The 16,804-nt window shown below is 69.3% G+C and carries 14 protein-coding genes and 1 riboswitch; of the genes, 5 read left to right on the top strand and 9 right to left on the bottom strand.

What is annotated here, in order from left to right; all coding sequences use genetic code 11:
• The first annotated feature begins 16 nt into the window (after positions 1–16).
• On the top strand, positions 17–355 hold the full coding sequence (locus tag ACIBL3_RS07790; protein ID WP_396352484.1) for a hypothetical protein: 339 nt from the start codon (positions 17–19) through the stop codon (positions 353–355).
• On the opposite strand, the gene ACIBL3_RS07785 is transcribed toward ACIBL3_RS07790, so the two are convergent.
• Together ACIBL3_RS07785 and ACIBL3_RS07780 are read right to left on the bottom strand one after the other, a co-directional pair.
• A complete protein-coding gene (locus ACIBL3_RS07785; protein ID WP_396352483.1) occupies positions 320–2,959 on the bottom strand; it encodes a DNA translocase FtsK 4TM domain-containing protein in 2,640 nt (879 codons plus the stop codon). The two genes, ACIBL3_RS07790 and ACIBL3_RS07785, sit on opposite strands and share 36 nt — an antisense overlap.
• Before the next feature lie 151 nt (positions 2,960–3,110).
• Positions 3,111–3,626, bottom strand: coding sequence for a DinB family protein (locus ACIBL3_RS07780; protein ID WP_396352482.1), 516 nt, complete (start codon positions 3,624–3,626; stop codon positions 3,111–3,113).
• A 94-nt stretch (positions 3,627–3,720) separates the two neighbouring features.
• Positions 3,721–3,834, top strand: a riboswitch (SAM riboswitch).
• A 16-nt stretch (positions 3,835–3,850) separates the two neighbouring features.
• Here ACIBL3_RS07780 and ACIBL3_RS07775 point away from each other — a divergent pair.
• A complete protein-coding gene (locus ACIBL3_RS07775; protein ID WP_396352481.1) occupies positions 3,851–5,215 on the top strand; it encodes an aminotransferase class V-fold PLP-dependent enzyme in 1,365 nt (454 codons plus the stop codon).
• Positions 5,216–5,225: 10 nt separating this feature from the next.
• Here the strand turns inward: ACIBL3_RS07775 and ACIBL3_RS07770 are convergent, their stop codons facing one another.
• Both ACIBL3_RS07770 and ACIBL3_RS07765 read right to left on the bottom strand, forming a co-directional pair.
• Complete coding sequence (locus tag ACIBL3_RS07770) at positions 5,226–7,286, bottom strand: prolyl oligopeptidase family protein (protein ID WP_396352480.1); 2,061 nt, start codon at positions 7,284–7,286, stop codon at positions 5,226–5,228.
• A 10-nt stretch (positions 7,287–7,296) separates the two neighbouring features.
• Positions 7,297–7,842, bottom strand: coding sequence for a TetR/AcrR family transcriptional regulator (locus ACIBL3_RS07765; RefSeq protein ID WP_396352479.1), 546 nt, complete (start codon positions 7,840–7,842; stop codon positions 7,297–7,299).
• Positions 7,843–7,896: 54 nt separating this feature from the next.
• On the opposite strand from ACIBL3_RS07765, the gene ACIBL3_RS07760 reads away from it, so the two are divergent.
• Positions 7,897–8,751, top strand: coding sequence for an alpha/beta fold hydrolase (locus ACIBL3_RS07760; RefSeq protein WP_396352478.1), 855 nt, complete (start codon positions 7,897–7,899; stop codon positions 8,749–8,751).
• Positions 8,752–8,846: 95 nt separating this feature from the next.
• Here the strand turns inward: ACIBL3_RS07760 and ACIBL3_RS07755 are convergent, their stop codons facing one another.
• Complete coding sequence (locus ACIBL3_RS07755; RefSeq protein ID WP_396352477.1) at positions 8,847–10,370, bottom strand: alkaline phosphatase D family protein; 1,524 nt, start codon at positions 10,368–10,370, stop codon at positions 8,847–8,849.
• A gap of 190 nt (positions 10,371–10,560) precedes the next feature.
• Here ACIBL3_RS07755 and ACIBL3_RS07750 point away from each other — a divergent pair, with 190 nt between their 5' ends.
• A complete protein-coding gene (locus ACIBL3_RS07750; protein WP_396352476.1) occupies positions 10,561–11,631 on the top strand; it encodes a fatty acid desaturase family protein in 1,071 nt (356 codons plus the stop codon).
• A 3-nt stretch (positions 11,632–11,634) separates the two neighbouring features.
• Here the strand turns inward: ACIBL3_RS07750 and ACIBL3_RS07745 are convergent, their stop codons facing one another.
• Genes ACIBL3_RS07745 through dapA form a run of 3 tightly spaced genes read right to left on the bottom strand, consistent with a single transcriptional unit; the run spans position 11,635 to position 15,297 of the window.
• The gene (locus tag ACIBL3_RS07745; RefSeq protein WP_396352475.1) at positions 11,635–12,666 is read right to left on the bottom strand and encodes a LacI family DNA-binding transcriptional regulator; all 1,032 of its coding nucleotides are present in this window, start codon (positions 12,664–12,666) and stop codon (positions 11,635–11,637) included.
• 25 nt (positions 12,667–12,691) lie between these two features.
• On the bottom strand, positions 12,692–14,386 hold the full coding sequence (locus ACIBL3_RS07740) for a ribonuclease J (RefSeq protein WP_396352474.1): 1,695 nt from the start codon (positions 14,384–14,386) through the stop codon (positions 12,692–12,694).
• On the bottom strand, positions 14,383–15,297 hold the full coding sequence (dapA, locus tag ACIBL3_RS07735) for a 4-hydroxy-tetrahydrodipicolinate synthase (RefSeq protein WP_396352473.1): 915 nt from the start codon (positions 15,295–15,297) through the stop codon (positions 14,383–14,385). Before dapA ends, ACIBL3_RS07740 begins: the two co-directional genes overlap by 4 nt.
• A 228-nt stretch (positions 15,298–15,525) precedes the next feature.
• Between dapA and ACIBL3_RS07730 the strand changes: the two genes are divergently transcribed.
• Complete coding sequence (locus ACIBL3_RS07730; protein WP_396352472.1) at positions 15,526–16,002, top strand: hypothetical protein; 477 nt, start codon at positions 15,526–15,528, stop codon at positions 16,000–16,002.
• Here the strand turns inward: ACIBL3_RS07730 and ACIBL3_RS07725 are convergent.
• On the bottom strand, positions 15,999–16,793 hold the full coding sequence (locus ACIBL3_RS07725) for a metal-dependent hydrolase (RefSeq protein ID WP_396352471.1): 795 nt from the start codon (positions 16,791–16,793) through the stop codon (positions 15,999–16,001). The two genes, ACIBL3_RS07730 and ACIBL3_RS07725, sit on opposite strands and share 4 nt — an antisense overlap.
• Positions 16,794–16,804 lie beyond the last annotated feature (11 nt).

Raw genomic sequence — 16,804 nt, 5'->3', positions numbered from 1 at the left:
CGGGTGAAGGTGAACGGTGCCGATCCGGGGCGTGGCTGGGCAGACGCCCGGACCGGTGCTTGTGATCTCGAGCCGGCTGGTCGCCCGGCTGGTGGAGGAACCGCCCGAGCGGAGCGCGACTGAGCGCGAGGCGGTGGTGTGGAGCCGGGGCGGCGTGGCGGGCACAGTGGTGTTGCCGCTGGCGGGGCTCGGTGCGGGCACGGTGGTGGCGCCCGGTGCCGGGCGCGTGGCGGAGGCGGTGCGGCTTGCCGAGACCGACGGCGAGCCGACGGAGTCTGCGGTCAGCCGAACCTGGGTGAGGGGGGTGCGGTGGGGCACGTCACTCTCCTCGGAGGGTGGTGATGAAGTCCTCTAGGTCGTCGGGTTTGACGAGGACGTCGCGGGCTTTGGAACCCTCGCTGGGGCCGACGACGCCTCGACTTTCCAGGATGTCCATCAGGCGGCCGGCCTTGGCGAAGCCGACGCGGAGTTTACGCTGCAGCATCGACGTGGAGCCGAACTGCGTCGAGACGATCAGCTCGGCCGCCTGGACGACCAGGTCCATGTCGTCGCCGATCTCGTCGTCGAGCTCCCGGCTCGGCCCGGCCGCGGCGGTGACGTCCTCGCGGTACGTCGGCTCCAGCTGGGTCTTGCAGTGCTCGACCACCCCGCGGATCTCGGCCTCGTCGACCCACGACCCCTGGATACGCATCGGCTTGCTCGCGCCCATCGGCAGGAACAGGCCATCACCTTGACCGACCAGCTTCTCCGCACCCGGCTGGTCGAGGATGACCCGGCTGTCGGCCAGTGACGAGGTCGCGAACGCCAGCCGCGACGGCACGTTCGCCTTGATCAGACCGGTCACGACGTCCACCGACGGCCGCTGCGTGGCGAGCACCAGGTGGATACCGGCCGCCCGCGCCAGCTGGGTGATCCGGACGATCGAGTCCTCGACGTCCCGCGGCGCGACCATCATCAGGTCGGCGAGCTCGTCGACGATCACCAGCAGGTACGGGTACGGCGTGAGTACCCGCTCGGATCCCGGCGGCGGCTTCACCTTGCCGCCGCGGACCGCCTTGTTGAAGTCGTCGACGTGCCGGAACCCGAACGCCGCGAGGTCGTCGTACCGCATGTCCATCTCGCGGACGACCCACTGCAGCGCCTCGGCGGCCTTCTTGGCGTTGGTGATGATCGGCGTGATCAGGTGCGGGATGCCCTCGTAGTTGTTCAGCTCGACCCGCTTGGGATCGACCAGGATCATCCGCACCTCGTCCGGCGTGGCACGCATCAGGATCGAGGTGATCAACGAGTTCACGAACGACGACTTGCCCGAACCGGTTGCACCCGCGACCAGCAGGTGCGGCATCTTCGCCATGTTCGCGACCACGAAGCCGCCCTCGACGTCCTTGCCGAGCCCGGCCACCATCGGGTGGTGGTCGTTGCGGGCCGTCGCGCTGCGGACCACGTCGCCGAGGCTGACGGTCTCCTTGTCGGTGTTCGGGATCTCGATGCCGATCGCGGACTTGCCCGGGATCGGCGACAGGATCCGTACGTCGGCCGATGCCACCGCGTAGGCGATGTTCTTCGACAGCGCGGTGACCTTCTCGACCTTGACCGCGGAGCCGAGCTCGACCTCGTACCGGGTGACGGTCGGGCCGCGGGTGTAGCCGGTGACCTGGGCGTCGATGCCGAACTGCTCGAACACCTCGGTGAGCCGGTCGACCACCTGGTCGGACGCTTTGGTCCGCGCCTTGTGCACCGAGCCGGGCTTGAGGATCTGGCCGTCGGGCAGCGTGTACGTGATGTCGCCGGACAGGCTCAGCTGCTCGACCCGCACCGGCAGCGGCGTATGCGGCGGCGGCTCCGGCGGCGCGTCCGACGACGACTTGCCCGAGGCAACGACCGGCGGCGGCGAAGGTACGGCGGCCGCCGCAGCGTCGACGTCGTCCCCCTCCGGAGCAGGCGGCGCGGCCTTCGACTTCCGGCCGCGCTTGGTGAGCTCGCGCCCTTCGAGCACCGGCGAGTCGTACGGCTTGACCGTAGGCTCGCCATCTTCGTCTTCGGAGGAGGCCGCCTTGGCGCGGCGCTCCTTGCGGGTCAGCCGGACGGTGTCGTCGGTCGACGCGACAACGGACGGCGCGTCCTCGGGCAGCGCCGTACGTCCCATCAGTACGTCGAACGCCGCGCGGACCCGGAGTGGGATCGCGTAGACCGGCGTCCCGGTGATCACCAGCGCGCCGAAGATCGACAGCAGCACCAGCAGCGGGGCGGCGACGTACTGCGTGAGCAGGTCGGACAGGAACGTGGAGATGAAGTACCCGATCGCGCCGCCGGCCTCCTTGATAGGGGCGTCGGCCGGGTTGCCGGGCCGGGGCAGTCCGTTGGCGATGTGGATCAGGCCGAGCACACCGAGCGCGAACGTGGTCCAGCCGATCACCTGGCGGCCGGCCGGGCCGTTGCGGTCTGGGTGGCGCATGGTGCGCAGCGCGATGAACAGCAGCATCAGCGGGACGGCCCAGCCGAGCATGCCGACGCTGCCGCTGACGACGGTCCGGATGACGTTGCCGACGGCACCTGGCAGGTCCCACCAGATGGCAGCGGCCACCACGACGCCCAGGCCGATCAGGAACAGCCCGGCGCCGTCGCGGCGATGCTCGGGGTCGAGGTCGCGGGCGCCGTTGCCGATCCCGCGGACCATGCCGCCGAGCAGGTGCGCGATGCCGATCCAGAGCTTCACGAAGCCGCGGCCGAGCGCGAGCATGGCGGCCGCGAACGGGCCCGGTCCGCTGCTTTTGGGCGTGCTGGTCCGCGCGGCGGTGGATCCACCGCCGCGCTTCGCGCTCCGTGCACTCTGTGCGCTCTGCCCACGCTTCTGGGCGCCTGACGGACGGGAGCGTCCACCAGCAGCCGACCGCGCCGTCCTCGGCCGGTTGGCTGCCGACTTCTGCGCCCGCGCCGGGGAAGACGTGCGGGTCGCCATATACCTCAGGCTACCCCGATTACCTCTCGAGTCCCACGTGTCACACGCCGATCACGCCGCCCCATCCGTAGCGTCACGGCGCCGCCACCCGAACAGGTGCCAGAGCACCACGTACCCCCGGGTGGGCAAGCGTGAAGGGCACAGCCGCGGCTTAGGCGCCGGTGGTGCCGTCCAGCTGTTCGCGGACGAGGTCGGCGTGGCCGCAGTGGCGGGCGTACTCGCCGATCAGGTGGATGTAGATCATCCGCAGCGTCGACTCGGTGTCCTTGAAGGTGAAGCGCTCGTCCAGCGAGTGCCCGGCGGCAGCCTCGTCGGACAGCTTCCACTCCTCGATCAGGCCGTTGTACGCCGCCTCGGCGTCGGCAGGATCGATGAGCTCGAAGTCCGCGTCCTTCCCGAGCTCCAGCGGAAACACCGGCTCGGCGGGGTCGGCGGCGAAGTGGATCCGGAACCAGATCCGCTCGACCTTGGTCAGGTGCCGGATCAGCCCGAGCAGCGAGAGGTTCGACGGTGGCGACGGCCGCTCGGCCAACTGCGATGCCGTCAGGCCGGCGCATTTGAAGAGCAGCGTCGTGCGGTAGAAGTCCAGGTAGCCCTGGAGCAACGAGCGCTCCGGTGCGGTCAACGAGCCGGCCGGTCGTTCGACGGCAGGTGCTCTCCAAGTCATGCGATCCCCAAGGTGTCCACGATGTGTTCGCCTATCTCATCACATGAGATAGGCGCTGGCGTCAGCCGTAGCCCGTTCGTTACCGTCTTCGGCAGGTCATGAGCGCCAGCGTCAAGCCCCGGCTCGCTGGCCGGCAACCCTCCTCCGCGGTGGGGTGCCCCGGGTGAAGACCAGGCCGTGCGGATACCCCGTTCGGCAAGTGCGGACTTCCTGGGAGCAGCAGCATGTCGATTCTCTCCATCCTCGAGCCTGCCAGTACGACGACCCCGCGGCCGACGGTGGCCCGCCTCGTCACTGGCACCATGCCCACCACGGTCGGCTCGGACCTCCTGGTCCCGCTGGCCGACGGCCGGGTCACCGACTACGCGAACTTCGACCACGGCGCCAGCGCGCCGTGTCTGGAGTCGGTCCGCGCCAGCGTCGAGGCGGCACTGCCGTCGTACGCGTCGGTGCACCGCGGCAACGGCTACGCCTCGCGCATCACGACCCAGTGGTACGAGCGGGCCCGTGCCGAGGTGCACGCCTTCGTCGGTGCCCGTACGGACGACCAGGTGATCTTCACCCGGCAGACGACCGACGCGCTGAACCTGCTCGCCCACGCTGTCCCTGCGGACGCGACCGTGATCGTGTTCGAGTCCGAGCACCACGCCGCGCTGCTGCCCTGGCCGGCCGAGCGGACCGTGCGCCTGGCTGCGCCGGCGAGCCCGAGTGAGGCCGTCACCAACGTCGCCGACGCACTCCGCAACGCGCCCGAGGGCCCGCGGCTCGTCGTCGTGACCGGTGCGTCCAACGTCACCGGTGAGATCTTCCCGATCGCCGAGATCGCAGCCGTCGCCAAGGCGCACGGTGCGCGCGTCTGCCTGGACGCCGCGCAGATCGCCCCGCACCGCGCGGTCGACATCGCCAGGCTGGACGTCGACTGGGTCGCCCTGTCCGGCCACAAGCTCTACGCCCCGTACGGTGCCGGCGCTCTGATCGGCCGCTCCGACTGGCTCGACGCCGCCGAGCCTTACCTGTACGGCGGCGGCGCGACGACCGCGGTCACCGAAGACCTCGTGGTCTGGGCGACCGGTCCGGCGCGGCATGAGGGCGGCTCCCCCAACGTCATCGGCGCGATCGCGCTGGCCTCGGCCTGTGCGGCGATCAGCAAGCACCGCGACGCCATCGAGCAGCACGAGCGCAGCCTGCTCGCCCGGCTCCGGACCGGTCTCGCGCAGATTCCGGGCGTCACGACGTACTCGATCTTCGGCCAGGACGCGGACCGCGTCGGCACGGTGTGTTTCACCGTCGCCGGCCTGACCTCGACGCTGGTCTCCGCGGCGCTGAGCGCCGAGTACGGCATCGGCGTCCGCGACGGCAAGTTCTGTGCGCACCCGCTCGTCGGACACCTGCTGGCCGACTCCCCCGAGCACGGTACGGCGGTCCGCGCGAGCCTCGGCCTCGGGACGACGCGTGAGCACGTGGACCGACTCGTCAACGCCGTACGGACGCTGGCCACCAGCGGACCGCGGTCGGAGTACGAGGAGTCCGCGCACGGCTGTCAGCCCACCGACGACCCCCGCGACCTGCAAGCGCCTCGCATCTGGTGATGCAGCCCGCCTACTGCTCAGGAGGAACAAGGCCTACGTGGTGAGCAGCGAACGCCAGTAGGTCCGCCCATTCCGACGCGACCATCGCGGCGGGTTTCCCGAAGCCGTGACCGGTGTTGACCTCGACCCTGGTCAAGACAGGTTCGGCCGAGGACTGGGCATGCTGCAACGCGGCGATGAACTTGTGACTGTGCAGCGGCACCACCCGGTCGTCGTGGTCACCGGTGACCACGAGCGTGGCCGGGTATGCCGTCCCCTCCTGCACTCGGTGCAGCGGCGAGTACGCCAGCAGGTCCTCGAACTGCTCCTGGTTGCCCGGATGCCCGAAGTCGGACGTCCAGGCGGCCCCCACCGTGAACAGGTGGAACCTCAGCATGTCGAGTACGCCGACGCCCGGCAGCGCGACCGCGAACAGGTCGGGCCGCTGCGTCAGCGCGGCTCCGACCAGCAGACCGCCGTTGCTGCGCCCGTGGATGGCGAGCTGCTCGGACGTGGTCACGCCGGTGTCGCGCAGGTGCTCGGCGACGGCGATGAAGTCGTCGAAGACGTTCTGCTTGTTCTTGAGGCGGCCCGCTTCGTGCCAGGCGCTGCCGTACTCGCCGCCGCCGCGCAGGTTCGCGATCACCAGGACTCCGCCGGCGGCCAGCCACGCCGGCCAGCCCGGCCTGTACTCGGCCAGGATCGGGATGCGGAAGCCGCCGTACCCGTAGAGCAGGGTCGGGCGTGGTGACGAGTAGTCCAGGTCGGCGCGGCTGATCAGGAAGTACGGCACCTCGCGACCGGGCTCGATCCGGCGCTCGACGGTAATCGTCGGCGAGGTGAAGCCGCCCGACCCGCGGACGAGCTCGGGCAGCGCGCGTACGGCGCCGGTCGAGGCCGACACGACGTACGACAGGGTCGGGTCGGTCGGTGTGGACAGCCCGACGAACAGCTCGTCGTACTCCGGGGAGGCGTTCATCCCGACCACTCCCCCGCCCGGCGCCTCCACGACGCGGGCGTCGGAGCCGTCCAACGCGTACAGGGTGAGCACGGGCTGCGCGTCGACCAGCGTCAGCGTCGCGAGACCGCTCGCAGTACCGCGGACCGCCTGCAGCGTGCCCTCGCCCTGAGGGATCAGATCGGTGTACTGCCCGTCGAGGGAGGCGAGCACGACGCGACCGCGGGGTGCGTCGCGATCGGTGCGCAGGACCAGCTGGTCACCGGACATCCGCACGAACGCGATCTCGTCCGCGAGGTAGTCGACCACCTTGATCGGCTCGCCGATGCCGCCGTCGGACGTGATCGGGAAGACCCACAGCCGGGCCGCCGGGTCGGTGCCTTCGCTGATGTGGACGATGAGATACCGGTCGTCCTCGGACACCTCGGGCGTGATGAAGATGCGGTCGTTGTCCGGGAAGTCCAGCACGAGTGCGTCCGACGACTGCGGCGTACCGACCCGGTGCAGCATCAACCGGCCACCGGACAGCGACTTCGTCTCGGTGCCCTCGCTGCGACCGCTGGCCGGGTAGTGCAGATAGAGGTACGCCGAACTGTCCGGCAACCACGTGGCCTCGCAGAACTTGGCCTCCGTCACCACGTCGTCGACCGGTGTGCCGGTGGCGATGTCGAGCAGCCGGAACGTCGTCCAGTCGCTGCCGCTCTCGTTGATGCCGTACGCGAAGTACTTGCCGTCCGGGCTGACCGTGAAGGTGCCCAGCGAGTCCGTGCCCTCGGCAGACAGCGTGTTCGGGTCGATGAGCACCCGGCCGCCGTCGACGAGATCCTCAAGCGTGTCCGCGACGTACACGACGTCCTGCGCCTGGGTGCCGTCGTTGCGGCCGACGAAGTACCAGCCGGACTTCTTCACCGGGACGCCGGCCCGCGGCCGGGCCAGGATCGCGGACATCGTGGCCTGGAACCACGCCCGCTCCGGATAGCTCGACAGCTGGGCCTCGGTGAACGCGTTCTGGCGAGTGACCCAGTCCCGGGTGCCGGGTGCGTCGGGGTCCTCCAGCCAGCGGTACGGATCGGTGATCAGGCGCCCGTGCAATGTCTCGACGACGTCGTCGCGCCGGGTCTCCGGGTAGGTCATGGGGACAAAGCTAGCTGGCTAGTGCAACCTTCAAGAGCAGTTCGAAGGTGGGGCGGGGGTCGACGTCGTCGTGCCGTGCGATGCGGTGCAGGATCAGGCCCTCCGAGGCGGCGGCGATCGCCCGGGCGGCGGCCAGCGGATCGGGTGCGCCGAGGCCGGCCAGTGCCGTCACGGCAATGTTCTCCATCACCTCCCGGCCGCGGGACAATCCGGCCCGGATGGCTGGATCGTGGCTGCCCTCCAGGAACAGCACCAGCCGTGCGGTGGTGCGTACCCGGTTGACCCGGGTGAGGTAGTCGAACAGTCCGCACATGATGTCGACGAACTCCTCGGCCGTGGCCGGAGCGAACGCTGTGCTCAGCGCCTGCCCCTCGCTCTCGGTGATCCAGTCGACCACACCGGACAGCAACGCCGCCCGGGTGCGGAAGTAGTTCGAGGTCGAGCCCTTCGGCAGGCCAGCCTTGTCGTCGACGCGGGCGTGGGTGAGAGCGCGCAGACCCTCGGTGCCGAGTAGTTCGACCGCGGCGTCCAGGACGCGAACACGAGTTGGCGTCATGCGGTCACTATAGACGTAGTGACTTTGTACTACGTTCGTAGTAGCGTCGATGGCATGCTTCCGACACTCGATGGGGTGACCCACACCTACGTCGAGCTGCCTGGACTCCGGATGCATGTGACCGAAGCCGGCAGCGGCGACGCCGTCCTGATGCTCCACGGTTTCACGCAGCACTGGTGGGAGTGGCGTGACGTCATTCCCACCATGGCTCAGCACTACCGTGTGATCTGCCCCGACCTGCGCGGCGCCGGCTGGACCGACGCGCCGCCGGACGGGTACACCGCCGATCAGTTGCTCGGCGACCTACTCGCGCTGCTGGACGCGCTGGACCTCGACCAGGTGCACCTGATCGCGCACGACTGGTCCGCGATCGTGGCGTATCTGCTGTGCCTGGAACATCCGGACCGTGTCCGCGACCAGGTGTCGATCGCGATCCCGCCGCCGTACATCGACTTCGACGGCGCGATGGTGCGCAGCCTCCTACGGCATGCCTGGTTCAACTTCATCCTGCCGGTGCCGGGCCTCGGTCCGTGGGCGCTGCGGACGTGGCTGACGCGCTACCTGTTGGCGTCGGTCTCCCACGGGATCAGCGACGAGGACCTGGAGATCTTCACCGAGCGACTGCGCGAGCCGGCCCGCGCCCGCGCCGGGTCCGCGCTGTACCGGCACTTCATCCAGCCGGTCGGTACGCGAATGCTTCGCGGTAAGTACAAGGACCAGCGGCTGACCACCCGGACGCTGGTACTGCTCGGCGCCGAGGATCCGAACGTGCGGGCCGAATTCCTGCACGGCTACGAGCCTTACGTCGACGACCTGCGGATCCACGAGGTCGCCGGCGCGTCCCACTTCGTCGTGGACGACAAACCTGACGAGGTCACGCGCCTCGCACTCGAGTTCTTCAAGGGCTGAGCGTCGTACCCACCGGCCCCGGTGGGCGGCATCCCGCACAGGCGCCGGGGCCAGTGAGCACGACGGGCCTCAGCGGCCCTTCTGCACCGCCTGTCTCATCGGGCGGGTTTGATGTCTTTGGACCAGAGGACCTTGCCGTAGAGGTCGCGCAGGGAGGCGGTGAACACGCCGGTGCGCGGGTCGATGTCGACATGGCCGAAGAACTGGTTGCCGCCGCTCGGCGGCTGGTTCGGGAAGTCGGCCGCCTTCACGAACTCGACCTTCGGCCCGAACGTCGGGTCCAGCGCGTTCGGCCCGAACGTGCCGGCGTTGATCGGCCCGGCGACCAGTTCCCAGAACGGGTCGAAGTCGGTGAAGGACGCCCGCGACGGGTCGTAGTGGTGCGCCGCGCAGTAGTGCACGTCCGCGGTCAGCCAGATCGTGTTGCGGATCTCGCGCCGCTTGAACTGGCTCAGGATCCAGGCGATCTCGTGCTCGCGACCACCCGGCGCGCCGGCCAGGCCGTTCGCGACCGCCTCGATCTCGGTGCCGTCCGGGACCAGCACGCCGATCGGCATGTCGCTGGCGATCACCTTCCAGGTCGCCTTGGACTTCGCGACCTCGCGGACCAGCCACTCGGACTGCTCCGCGCCGAGGATCGCGACCTCGCCGGCCACGTCCGGCTTCGGGTTGGTGTCGCGGTAGGTCCGCATGTCCAGGCAGAAGATGTCCAGCAGCGGGCCGTAGCTCACCTTGCGGTAGATCCGGCCCCGACCGGCCGTGTGCTCCATCGGGAGGTACTCCAGGAACGCCTTCCGGGCCCGGGCCGCCAGGACGTCGACCCGCTTCTCGGTGTAGCGCGCGTCGGTGAGAATCTCTCCCGGGTACCAGTTGTTGACGGTCTCGTGGTCGTCCCACTGGCTGACGATCGGCACGTCGGCGTACAGGGCCCGGACGTGCTCGTCGAGCAGGTTGTACTTGTACCGGCCGCGGTACTCGGCCAGCGTCTCGGCGACCTTGGCGACCTCCTCGGTCACCACGTTGCGCCAGATGGTGCCGTCGGCAACCTTCACCTCGGCCGCGATCGGGCCGTCGGCGTAGATGTTGTCGCCGGAGTGCAGGAAGAAGTCGGGCCGGGTGTCGTGCATCGCCTGGTACGCGATCATGCCGCCGAGGTCGGGGTTGATGCCGTAGCCCTGGCCCGCGGTGTCGCCGGTCCAGACGAAGGACAGTCCGCGGTTGCGTCCCGGCGTACTGAACGAACCCTCGAGCGACTCGCCACGGCGGCCGCTGGAGTCCTCGAACGCGATCCGGTAGTCGTACCGCTGGCCCGGGCGCAGGCCCTTCAGCGGGAGCTGCGCGGTGAAGTCGTCGTCGGGCCCGGTGATCGGACCGCGCAACCGGATCGCCCGGTCGAACCGGCCGTGGCTGGTCAGGTCGACGACGAGACGGGCCTGGCGGTCGGTCCGAGACCAGACGACGGCCGAGTTCTCGGTGACGTCACCGGACATGATCCCGGACGGCAACGCGGGCCGATCGCGGCGGACGAGGTTCGGCGTCGCAGTTGCTACCCCAGGTACGGCGAGGGACGCACCGGCAACGGTGGATGCGGCCAGGAGCTGGCGGCGGCTCAAGTTCATGACCTGAAGGTGCGCCGCCGCGATGACGGCCAGGTGACAGCCGGGCGAACTGGGCGCCAAATCAGCCAGGGCGCCGGTGCCGGCTTTGCCGAGCCGACGGCCACGGGCCATCTGCGGGCCCGACCGGCTTAACGGCCCGGTGGCGGGGCGGCCGGATGCTGTGCGCACCCTCCCAGGACGGGGCAGACCCATGTCACAGCTCGCCGCCCACCCCCAAAGCACGCAGCAGCAGTACACCAGCCTCTACACAGACCTCATGCGGACTGTCCGCGAGCTCGGCCTGCTCCGACGCCGCAAGGGCTACTACTTCACCCGGATAGGGCTCGTGCTCACCACACTGGCCGGCGTCGGCGCAGGCGTCGTACTGCTGGGCGACTCCTGGTACCAGCTCCTGCTCGCCGGCGCATTGGCCGCGGTGCTCACGCAGGTCGCCTTCCTCAGTCACGACAGCGCCCACCGGCAGATCTTTCACTCCCCCGCCTGGAACGACTGGACGGCGCGCTTCCTGGCCGGGCCGATCGCCGGCATGAGTGCTACCTGGTGGCGCCACAAGCACAATCGGCACCACAACGCGCCGAACCAGGTCGGCAAGGACCCTGACGTCGAGCTCGACGTGATCGCGTTCCACCCCGACGCCGTCGCGAAGCGCGGTCGGACCGGTCGGTGGATCGCCGCCCGGCAGGGCTGGCTCTTCTTCCCGCTCCTGACGCTGGAGGGGGTCGGCCTGCACGTGTCGAGTCTGCGGCACCTGCTCCGCCGCGGCGCGACCCGGCTCGAGCGCGTCGAAGCTGCGGTCGTGGTGTCGAGGATCGGCGGGTACGTCGCCGCGCTGTACCTCCTGCTACCGGTCGGCAAGGCCAGCGCGTTCCTCGGCATCCAGCTGGCAGTGTTCGGGATCTGGCTGGGTGCTTCGTTCGCGCCGAACCACAAGGGCATGCCGCTGGTGCCGGCCACGATGAAGCTCGACTTCCTGCGCCGCCAGGTGCTGATGTCGCGCAACATCCGTGGCGGGGTGCTGGTCGACTTCGCGATGGGCGGGCTGAACTACCAGATCGAGCATCACCTGTTCCCGAGCATGCCCCGGCCGACCCTCAAGCTGGTCCGGCCGATCGTCCGCGAGTACTGCGCGCGGCATGACATCACGTACACCGAGGTCGGGCTGTTCACGTCGTACCGGATCGTCGTGGACTACCTGAACAACGTCGGGCTGCGGGCCCGCGATCCCTTCCAATGCCCGTTGGTCGAGCTCTACCGGAAGTGACGGTCAGCTGGTGGGCGGGATCTCGCCTGATCCGCGGATGGTGAGCTTCACCGGGACGCGGACCGTGCGGCCGGGGCGGTGAGGTTCCGGGAGGCGCTCGGTCATCAGCTGGATCGCCGTACGGGCCATCACGTCGGCGGACTGCGCGACCGCGGTGAGCCCGGGGCTGAGCAGATCGCCGAGCGCGAGGTCGTCGAAGGACACCAGCGCGACCTGGTCCCGGCGGCCCGCGAGCCCGCGGAGCACCTCGGCCGTGGTCATGTTGTTCGCCGACAGCAACGCGGTGGCCGGCTCGGAACGATCGAGTACGGCGGACAGCGTGATGCCGATGCCCTCGGTCGTCGGCTCGGACAGGTGGACCAGGTCCTCGTCCACCTCGATGCCGTGCCGCGACATCGCCGCCCGGTAGGCGACCACCCGCTCGCGAGCGGTGAAGATCCGCTCGTCGTCACCGAGGTAGGCGATCCGCCGGTGGCCCTGCCGGACCAGGTGGTCGATCGCTTGGTCGATCCCGCCGGCGTTGTCGGCCAGCACGGCGTCCGCCTCGATCCCGTGCGCCGGCCGGTCGATCGTGACGACCGCCATCCCGGCGTCCACGTGCGGCGCGAGGTACTCCTGGGTCTCCCCGATCGGCGCCATGATCAGCGCGTCCGGCCGGCGGGCGACGAACTCGAGGCAGACGTCGCGCTCGCGGTCCGGGTCCTCGTCGGTCAGGCCGATCATCACCACCGAGCCGGACGACCGCGCCCACAGCTCGACCGCCCGGCCGAGCGAGGCGAAGAACGGGTCGCCGATGTCGCGGATGACCACCGCGATCGTCCCGGTCTTGCCGCGGCGCAGCATCCGGGCGCTCTCGTTCGGGGTGTAGTTGAGCTCCTTGATCGCGGCCTGGACCTTGGCGGTCAGCTCCGGGCTGACGTTCGGCTCCTCGTTCACCACCCGGGAGACGGTCTTCAGCGCGACCCCGGCCCGGGCCGCGACCTCCTTCATCGTGGGCCGGCGCTGGCCCGTCCCGTTCACTCCGCTGATGGTCATCGCCGGCCCCTCTCTCCCCTGTTGTCTAACTCTCGACCACGACCGGGATGATCATCGGGCGGCGGCGGTGGGTGTCGCTGACCCACTTGCCGACCACCCGGCGGATCACCTGCTGCAGCTGGTACATGTCGTCCACGCCGCTGCCGATCGCCTTCTCGATCTCGGCCTCGATCTTCGGCTTCAGGTCGTCGAAGACAGTGTCGTCCTCGGCGAACCCGCGCGCCTGGATCTCCGGCCCTGCCGTCAGTTTGCCGGTCACCGAGTCCATCACGGCGATCACCGAGATGAAACCCTCGTCGCCGAGGATCCGGCGGTCCTTCAGCGAGGTCTCGGTGATGTCGCCGACCGTCGACCCGTCGACGAAAACGTACCCGCAGTCCACCTTGCCGGCCACCACGGCCTTGCGGTCGACCAGGTCGACCACGACACCGTCCTCGACGACGACCACGTTCTGCGCCGGTACGCCGGTCTGGATGGCCAGGTCCGCGTTCGCGTGCAGGTGCCGGATCTCACCGTGCACCGGCATCACGTTGCGCGGCTTCACGATGTTGTAGCAGTACAGCAGCTCACCCGCGCTGGCGTGACCGGACACGTGCACCAGGGCGTTGCCCTTGTGCACCACGTTCGCGCCGTGCCGGGTCAGGCCGTTGATCACCCGGTACACCGAGTTCTCGTTCCCCGGGATCAGTGACGACGCGAGGACGACGGTGTCGCCCGGCTGGATCTGGACGACGTGGTGGTCGTTCGCGGCGATCCGGGACAGCGCCGACATCGGCTCGCCCTGCGAACCCGTCGAGACCAGCACCACCTGCTCCGGCGGGTAGTTGTCCAGCTCGCGCATGTCGATCAGGGTGTCGCCGGGCACGTTCAGGAAGCCGAGGTCGCGGGCCACGCCCATGTTGCGGACCATCGAGCGGCCGACGTACGCGACCTTGCGGCGGTGCTTCACGGCCGCGTCCATCACCTGCTGGACCCGGTGCACGTGGGAGGCGAAGCAGGCGACGATGATGCGCTGGTTCTTCGCCTTGGTGAACACACCGTCCAGCACCGGCGCGATGTCGCGCTCGTGGGTGGTGAACCCGGGCACCTCGGAGTTGGTCGAGTCGACGCAGAACAGGTCCACGCCCTCCTCGCCGAGCCGGGCGAACGCACGCAGGTCGGTGATCCGGTTGTCCAGCGGCAGCTGGTCCATCTTGAAGTCACCGGTGTGCAGCACCAGGCCGGCCGGCGTCTTGATCGCGACCGCGAGCGCGTCCGGGATCGAGTGGTTGACGGCGATGAACTCGCAGACGAACGGGCCGATCTGGAGCGACTCGCCCTCGACCACGGTCTGCTGCGGCACGTTGCGGTGCCGGTGCTCCTTCAGCTTGCCCTCGAGCAGCGCGAGCGTGAGCTGCGACCCGATCACCGGGATGTCGCCCCGCTCGCGCAGCAGGTAGGGCAGGCCGCCGATGTGGTCCTCGTGGCCGTGCGTCAGGACCACGGCGACGATGTCGTCGAGCCGGTCCCGGATCGGCTGGAAGTCCGGCAGGATCAGGTCCACGCCGGGCTGGTTCTCGTCGGGGAACAAGACGCCGCAGTCGACGATCAGCAGCTTGCCGTCGTACTCGAACACCGTCATATTGCGGCCGACCTCGCCGAGGCCGCCGAGCGGGATGACCCGCAAAGCGCCCGGCGCGAGGGCCCCGGGCGCGTCGAGATCTGGATGGGGATGGCTCATGCAATCAGTCCTGCCGTCTTGAGGTCGGTGGTGAGCCAGTCCACTTGCTCGGCGGTCGCCTCAACCAACGGCGACCGGAGTGTCGCGTGCTCGATGACGCCGGCCAGCTTGAGCGCGGCCTTCACCATGATGGCGCCCTGGGTCCTGGTCATGATCGCTTCGACGGCGGGCACCACCCGTCGGTCGATCTCTCGTGCGGTGGCGAGGTCGCCGGCCACCACGGCGTCGATCAGCTGCCGGTACTCCGGACTCGCGACGTGCGCGACGACACTGGCGATGCCGACCGCACCGATCGCGAGCGAGGCGAGATTCAGCTCGTCGGCACCGCAGTAGTAGAACAGATCGGTGTTCGCCAGCACCTTGGTGGTCCCGGCGATGTCGCCCTTGGCGTCCTTCACCGCGACGATCCGCGGGTGCTCGGCGAGCGCGATCAGGGTGTCGGTCTTGACCTCCACACCGGCCCGGCCGGGAATGTCGTAGACCATGTTCGGCAGGCCGGTGGCGTCGGCGACCGCGGCGAAGTGCGCGCGCAGCCCGTCCTGCGGTGGCTTGTTGTAGTACGGCGTGACGACCAGCAGCCCGTGCACGCCGGCGGCCTCGGCCTGCTTGGCGCACTCGATCGTGTGCGCGGTGTCGTTGGTGCCGACGCCGGCGACCACCTTGGCCCGGTCGCCGATCGCGTCCAGCACCGCCTTGAGCAGCTGGACCTTCTCCCGGTCGGAGGTGGTCGGCGCCTCACCGGTCGTCCCGTTGACGATCAGCGCGTCGTTCCCGCGGTCGACGAGGTACTTCGCCACCTTCTGCGCCGCGTCGAGATCCAGCGAGCCGTCGGCCCGGAACGGGGTGATCATCGCCGTCGTGAGGCGGCCGAACGGCAGCGCCTCTGAGGAAGCTGAAGAAGCTTGGGACATGGGGCTCAGGTTACCGCTCCGAAGCCGCTGACAAATGAGTAGGCCTGATGGCTGTCCGCTCGGGGGTCCGGGCAGCCACCAGGCTCACTCGTCCTATCGGGCCGGGCCCGGTAGGCGTTACAGCTTCTGGCAAAAAAGTCCGGAAAAAATTCTGTGAATACTCTCCGTCGATTCCTCGTTGCTGAGTGTCGGGAAATCGGTGACTTTCCGGACCGCTAGTCTCTCCGCGTGACTCCCGCGCAGCGATCGCTGATGACCACGGCCGGCGCCATGCTCGCCGCGATCCCGATGATCACCCTCGTCCTCTGGTACGTGCTGGCCGTCGACGGGATCGGTGACTTCCCGCCGACCTGGGCGCCGTCGTTCGTGTTACTTGCCGCGGCGCTTGCTTATGCATTCTGTGAGCTTATCGGTTTCCGGACTAGCCCGCTGAAGATCAGCGACCGGTCGCAGGCGGAGGTCGCGACGGAGTCGTGGCAGCGGTTCACCGCGTCGACCTTCCTCCGGTTCGCGGCGTGCGAGGCGGTCTTCCTGATCTCGATTCCGCTGGCGTTCGTCGTCGACAGCTTCTGGCTGGTGCTGATCGGGGCCGCGCTGGCGATCCCGCTGTTCCTGTGGGAGGTGTGGCCGGGCGCCCGCAATCAGCAGCGGTTCGCCGCCGCACTCGAGTCCGGCGGCGTCTCGTCGTACCTGACCCAGGTCTAGCGTCCGGCGATCCAGATCGACGTTGCGGTGAAGAGGCGCTCGACTGCTTGCAGAGCGCCCGGGAGCAGGAGTACGGCGGCGCCGAGCAGGAGCGGTACGACGATCAGCCGCTCGAACCAGCCGTTGGTGCGGAAGCGGAGCGGGCGCGGGAGGCGGATCTCGTACCAGGTCTCGCCGCGGATCGGCAGCGGCCACAGCCACGGGCAGCCGGAACGCGTGAGGCTGTCACCGAGGCAGTGAACGAACATGCCGAGGGCGACGGCGACTCCGATCCAGCCGCCGATACCGGTGAGGCCGGCTTGTACGGCGTCCGCGGTGGTCGTGCCGGGTAACGCCGTACCGGTCACGGACCAGGCGGTGGCACCGAGGACGAGGACGATCAGCCAGTCACCCAGTACGTCGGCCGCGAGCAGCAGACCGGTGACAGCGACGGCGAGGACCGCCCACTTGCCGCGATCGCCGGCGCTGGCGGCGAGCATGCCGAGCAGGATCGCGGCGACGAGAGTGTGCGTCGCGTGGCGGTGCTTGCCGGTGCTGTCCTCGTCGCGTGGGCCCTTGGTGAGGTTGTAGAGCACGCTGGAGAAGGCGCGCACCGCCTCGGACACGATCCGCGTCACAGGACCGACCAGTCGAGACGCCCGCGCGCCTGGGTGGTCGAGATCCGGCACCAGTGCATACCCGGCGGTCGCCGCCGCGAACGGCACGACCTCCGCCACCGTCGTCAACCCGACCAGCGGCGCCACCACCAACCCCGCACACCACCCCGACAACGCATGCGACCGCCCCATCATCCGTTGCCTCA

The organism is Kribbella sp. NPDC050124 (assembly GCF_044460355.1).
GTDB lineage: Bacteria > Actinomycetota > Actinomycetes > Propionibacteriales > Kribbellaceae > Kribbella.
The sequence above is the reverse complement of the archived record's forward strand: the minus strand, read 5'-3'. Positions and strand labels throughout refer to the sequence as shown.